Origin of the sequence: Megasphaera geminata F0357 (assembly GCF_000239275.1) — a bacterium.
GTDB classification, from domain to species: Bacteria; Bacillota; Negativicutes; order Veillonellales; family Megasphaeraceae; genus Megasphaera; species Megasphaera geminata.
In genome coordinates this window covers 1-5,655 of record NZ_JH417598.1, presented here as the reverse complement: position 1 = coordinate 5,655, position 5,655 = coordinate 1, and the positions used below count along the sequence as shown (strand labels likewise).

The 5,655-nt window shown below is 37.0% G+C and carries 5 protein-coding genes and 1 pseudogene; 5 read left to right on the top strand and 1 reads right to left on the bottom strand.

Annotated elements, in window-relative coordinates:
- Positions 1–105: 105 nt before the first annotated feature.
- From HMPREF0080_RS05375 to HMPREF0080_RS05355, 5 genes and pseudogenes are all read left to right on the top strand, one after another.
- Entirely contained in the window at positions 106–864 is a 759-nt protein-coding gene (locus HMPREF0080_RS05375; protein ID WP_006790282.1) for a hypothetical protein, read from the top strand.
- A 55-nt stretch (positions 865–919) separates the two neighbouring features.
- Complete coding sequence (locus HMPREF0080_RS05370; protein WP_006790281.1) at positions 920–1,579, top strand: hypothetical protein; 660 nt, start codon at positions 920–922, stop codon at positions 1,577–1,579.
- A gap of 4 nt (positions 1,580–1,583) precedes the next feature.
- Positions 1,584–2,024: pseudogene (gene tnpA, locus HMPREF0080_RS05365) on the top strand (IS200/IS605 family transposase).
- A gap of 346 nt (positions 2,025–2,370) precedes the next feature.
- On the top strand, positions 2,371–2,592 hold the full coding sequence (locus HMPREF0080_RS05360) for a helix-turn-helix domain-containing protein (protein ID WP_006790279.1): 222 nt from the start codon (positions 2,371–2,373) through the stop codon (positions 2,590–2,592).
- On the top strand, positions 2,589–3,320 hold the full coding sequence (locus HMPREF0080_RS05355) for an MvaI/BcnI family restriction endonuclease (protein ID WP_006790278.1): 732 nt from the start codon (positions 2,589–2,591) through the stop codon (positions 3,318–3,320). The genes HMPREF0080_RS05360 and HMPREF0080_RS05355 overlap by 4 nt, the downstream gene beginning before the upstream one ends.
- Before the next feature lie 34 nt (positions 3,321–3,354).
- Here the strand turns inward: HMPREF0080_RS05355 and HMPREF0080_RS05350 are convergent, their stop codons facing one another.
- A complete protein-coding gene (locus tag HMPREF0080_RS05350; protein WP_216436695.1) occupies positions 3,355–5,541 on the bottom strand; it encodes a site-specific DNA-methyltransferase in 2,187 nt (728 codons plus the stop codon).
- Positions 5,542–5,655: the final 114 nt, after the last annotated feature.

Here is a 5,655-nt window from a genome sequence, read left to right as displayed (position 1 = left end):
AGTTGTGATGTAACACATGTATTGTAATCCTACAGAACAAGTGCGGATGGAAATATCATAAGGCTTGACAATGCTCTTGATAAACTGCCTGAGAAACTTAGCCGTTTGGAAGAAAAGCTTATTAGCACCAAGGAGCAACTGGAAAACGCCAAGGAGGAGCTGACAAAGTCTTTTGAAAAGGCGGACGAGCTAAGGACAAAAGTGCTAAGGCTTGCAGAACTCAACAAGCTTCTTGATATGGGTGAAGTGGAAGAAAAAGAAAATCCGAACCCTCTTATTGAAGATGTGAAAAGAGCAATTGTAGACTTTTGCAACAGAGAGTATGAGGGAAATCACAGCTATGAAGAGTTTAACGCCTTGTTTCTAGACCTTAAACACATCGGCATTGCTTATACGAATACGCCTGATGAAAAGCACGATATACAGTTTGAGCTGAATCTTGAGGACTTTACGGCTACTCAGCTGGTGGATGGAAAAGAGATAAGCCATTACGATTATGTCAAAGAAAACGGCAGCGAAGAAAAGGCTCTGGAGTGTATGAAGTTTGAAATGGAAAACGCCGAATTTGCAACCTTTGTTTCCGTATCGGGAGAAGAGCTAAAAAACGTCTTAGGACTTGAGATAGACGATGAAGGCAATTTCTATGATCCGCTTTCTAAAGACATGGATAATGACGGCGTTCCCGACAGGTATGATAATGACTTTAGGGATAGCGATTACTTTGAAACCACCTACGATGTGGAAAATAATCTCCATGCAAAGGAAGAAAAGCCGTCAATCTTAGGGCAGATTAGGTCTTTCCAGTCTGAGGAAAGAGAAAAAGAAGTTAAAGACACAAAATCAAAAGAACATGATGAAAGATAAGGGGCTTAGAAAAGTCCCTTTTCTATTTCAAAAATAAAAATACGGAGGTACGAAAATGAATTACAAGGGAATGAGAAACACTATCGAGAAGATGGCAAACGAAAACCACGAAGACTTTGCAAAAGCACTTATCAGCTTTGAAAAAGGCATTAACGACAAGGCCGCCCTTGATAAGCTCTATGCCGATTATATGGAAAATGACTCTATGAGCCTACTGAATGACGAATTTGACTACATGATTGATGAGCTTCGTGAAAGCGGTCAGATTAAGGAAAATGAGAGCCTTGAAAAGGAAGATAACGACCTTCTCAACATTGTGGGCAATGTAGTCAGCGAAGTGGATGTGGTGGAAAGAGAAAACAAAAACGGAGAAGCCTTTACTGTAGTTAATTTCTCCGTAGTATCCAAAGACGATGAGGGAAATAAGCATTACACAAACTGCTCGGCTTATGGAGAAAAAGGCGATATTCCAAAGGACTTTAAGCAAGGGGATTTTGTAAAGCTCTTCGGTCAGGAAAGAAAATCCATTGACGAAAACGGCAAGGAGCATACCAATGTGAGGATACTTTCTTCTAAGCTTCTAAAAGCCAAAGAGCAGATGAAAAATCAGGAAGAAAAGAAAGAATCCGTCCTTGGCGCAATCAAGAAGTATAAGGCGGAAGAAAAAGCAAAGCCAACAGAAAAGAAAGAGGCTTCCAAAGAAGCCGAGTTATAAGGAATTGTCGGTGCGGTCTTCGGACTACACCGATTTTTTTGCACCAAAGTACAGAAGAAAAGTAATTTACGGAAAGATAAGAGTAGACATAGGGAAAATATTAAGGCTTCTGTGTAAAAGAAAAGGAATACATATAATCGAAGCAGAATGTTGTCCGGATCACATACATATGCTTGTAGAGATACCATCCAAATACAGTGTGTCCCAAATTGTTGGTTATCTCAAAGGGAAAAGCTCGTTGATGATTTTCGACAAACATGCAAATTTGAAATATAAATATGGAAATAGACATTTTTGGTGTCGAGGCTATTTTGTTGATGCAGTAGGGAAGAATAAGAAAAGAATAGAGGAGTACATACGTACATAACTTCAGGAAGATATAGCAGAGGACCAAATAAGTCTGAAAGAGTATATAGATCCATTCACAGGAAAGAAAAATAAATAGCCCTTTAGGGCTTGTAGAAAAAGATGTGCGGTTGGCGAACCATTCAGTACATCTTGAGATGTTGCTGGCAAAAGCCCCTTATAGGGGCAGTACAAACCACCGGCTCAGCCGGTGGTTATGATTGTTTTGTTTTAAACTTATAATATACGGTAGCATAATCTAAATTAAAGATTGCTTCTATGGCTTTCTGATAACGAAAAATTACTTGAATTTAATAAGATTTTTTTATTTTACTCGAAGATTAAGCGGTTAGAGATGTGTTATAATTAAAGATTGATACTTATCGTCTGTAGACTCATAGTCTATAACAGCTATAAAATAATAATACTATAGGAGGCATATACTTATGGACGTTATTAAGGTGTTTGGCACCAATTTACGAAGATATCGAACTGAAAAAGGTCTTTCACAAGAGAAGTTTGCGGAAATTTGTGGACTTCACAGAACCTATATCAGTGATATTGAATGTTTTCAAAGAAATATTTCTTTGGAGAACGTGCAGAAGATTGCTGATGCACTCGAAATAAAATCCTATATGCTACTACAAGAAAGTGAGGAAATTAAATGATTTATACTCTTGATGACTTTATCCGTGAATATGAAAAGATAGTTGATATGGGATGGGTAAGAACGCATCGTGCTGGACCAACCGGTATAGGTAAAACGCTTGAAGACCTTTTAGAAATACCAGAGAACAACATTGATGGACCTGATTTTGGCGAGTACGAGCTTAAGTCTTGCCGCATCAATTCTAATAGCATGCTAACTATGTTTACATTGTCTCCTCTTCCAAGAGGAGCAAATACAACACTACGTCTCAAATACGGCTATTCCAGCGAAGCCTACGACAACGATGAAAAAGTGCTTCATGCTACACTTTCTGGCGATAGATTTATTCGTATTGCTGACACCGGACACTTTTTGAAATTTACATGTAGGAATAATGGCATTTATATTGAGTCCGAAAATGGAGTGGAAAGCATTTATTGGTCGAGAGAAAACCTAAAAAAACAGTTTGAAAAGAAATATAAAAACAAGTTTGTATATGCTAAAGCTGATTCGCGCGGTGAAGGCGTCAACGAAGAATTTCGATTTAAAGAGGCATGGGAAGTTTCAGGTTTTAATTATGACTCTTTCATCAAAATGCTTGAAGCTGGAAAAATCTATGTTGATCTTCGCATCGGACAGTATCATGGTGGGTCGAATAATGGAAAGACGCATGATCATGGAACTGGTTTTAGAGTCCGAGAATATGATCAACAGTTCTTATTTACGGTCAATAATAGAATCGTTTAATTATAAGCGGAGAAAAAATTATCCGCTTTATTGCTTATCTTTTACGCAGAATGACAATGTGTTCATTTGTCATTGTTTCAGATTTTTGACCGGTTTCATTGGTCGGAGAATTGAGGGATGGTATTACCTTATTGATTATGTTTCTGTCTATAGTGTAAACATAGTCCATGTCATGAATTTCAGCTATTTCAGCAATAATCTTATCCGTGAGTAAAAGTTCTCCTTTAACTGTTCGATTTCCGACAACCCAAAACTGATAGCCTCCGCTTCTACTCTTGCTCGCAACGGCTGAGATTGATTTTTCTAAGTCAAGATAAAAACTATAAACATCTCCAGCCCTCTCGAGGTCAATGTCTTTTATTCTTTCTAAAGACTCTCTTAAACATTCACTATGAATTGTATACTCAAAGCCATTTCTGAACTTAGTACCACCCATCAATGACTTGTCTATGCCCATTATATCCTTATCAGCAAGGTTATATAACCCTAACCACTGCAAAGATAAACGACTATATTCACCATAAGCAACTGTTGTACGACTATCTCCGTATGGTGGGGATGTAATAACAAGGTCAATAGAATTATTTGGCACATCGTGTAGCTGTCCGGCATCGTTTCTATAGATTGTAACATTGGTTGCACAATCATTATCAGAGCATGCTTCCACAAATGAATTCATCTTCTCAACATTACGATTTAGGATAACTGTAAATTCCTTGATAACATCCGGGGAAAATGTCGCGACTTTATCTGGACGCATTCTAAACATCTTGAACTCACCGTTTCTGCGATTTGAAACAAGACGGATGGATTCGCTAAAAGCTATACATATAAAATCTTTTATGTTTTTGTCTGAAATTTCCTCAATGGCATTTTTAATGAGTTGAAGGAATAATATTGTTCTTGGTTTAAACCAATATCCTATATTTTTGAACGATGGTGTTTTAAAAAAAAATGCTTTGTGGAAAAGGTTATATTCTGCAAGATACTTAGGTGCATCTGAGCCCCAACCATTTTTAGCAGTCAAATCAAGTCCAAGAGTATCTGTCATATATGAATCCGCTTCATCAAAAAATGCTTTTTGTTGTTCGTAACGCTCTGCAATTTTTTTCAGTAATATAATGGTCTCCCTCTGTAGATCGTTCATATTAAGTCTCGTAGTTTTTACTTTGCTTAAAAATAATGCAAGAGGATTAATATCATTTCCGTATACTGTATTGATATTAGCAAGCATACCCTCAACAAGTACAGTTCCGGAACCTGAAAATGGATCAAATAGAGATTGAACTGGCATTACCTGTTTAACTGTGTTGATTATATTTCTGCTTATTGGACAAACCATCATCGCAGGATAGCTATGAATTCCATGAGTATATTCTCTTGTGTCATCTTCTTTGAAGTCCCAATAATCATCTGGATATGTTTGTAAAATTTCAACGAGTTTTTTATCGTTTGAAGTAGATTTTTGATTTTTTAAAGCTATAGATTTATCTTCTTTCTTTTGATATTGAATGTACGGTTCATGTGTTTTTACTTCCACAGTGCAAATAGTATCGTTATGCCAACCGCCGTGTGGGACTAGCAGAATTCTTTGAATTTCAAAGCCATATTTATAGCCGATGCCTCCGCTATTCCATCCGAAGGTAATGACTTTTCCACCTATTTTTACAATTCTTGATATTTCTCTTTTGTGGTTACCCCAAAAAGAAGCTTTTGTTGTATCCCATGTAACGCTAAAACCTACATTATTGTAGCATTCACTAACCTGTCTCGGAGAGTACGGTGGATCGTATAAAACGCCATCAACTGACTTGTTGTCAAATATTTTCATAAAATCAAGTGCATCAAGATGATAGTCCGTGTCGAATTCTATGCTTAAATCATTGGTAATAGTTGCAAGTTTGTTTCTGTTAGCAAATGGATCAATCCAAATTCCTTCGGTAAGTTCATCCTCAATAAGATCATGAATTGGCTTTATTTCAAAAGTGTTTTTATTTGGCATAGCCCAAACACGTTCAATTAAAACATCTGAATTAATTTTCTTTTTTCTGTCTTGAACTTTTTTCCTTGCATCTTCAGGCTTTTCTGCATTCTCAGGAATTGTCCATACATTTCCGACTCGTTGCACTCCTTCAATTCGCTCTTGACTGCATAGAACTTGCACTCTCCTCGGTGTCATTCCCCATCTTGATGCAGCTTGTTTTACACTCATGGAATTCATATTACTCCTCCTTGAAAGGCTATTTATATTATATACTGAAATGCGAACAATTACAAGGGGAATTATAAAATATGTCTGCACTTTTTGTAGGTTTGTCAAACATATGTTACACTT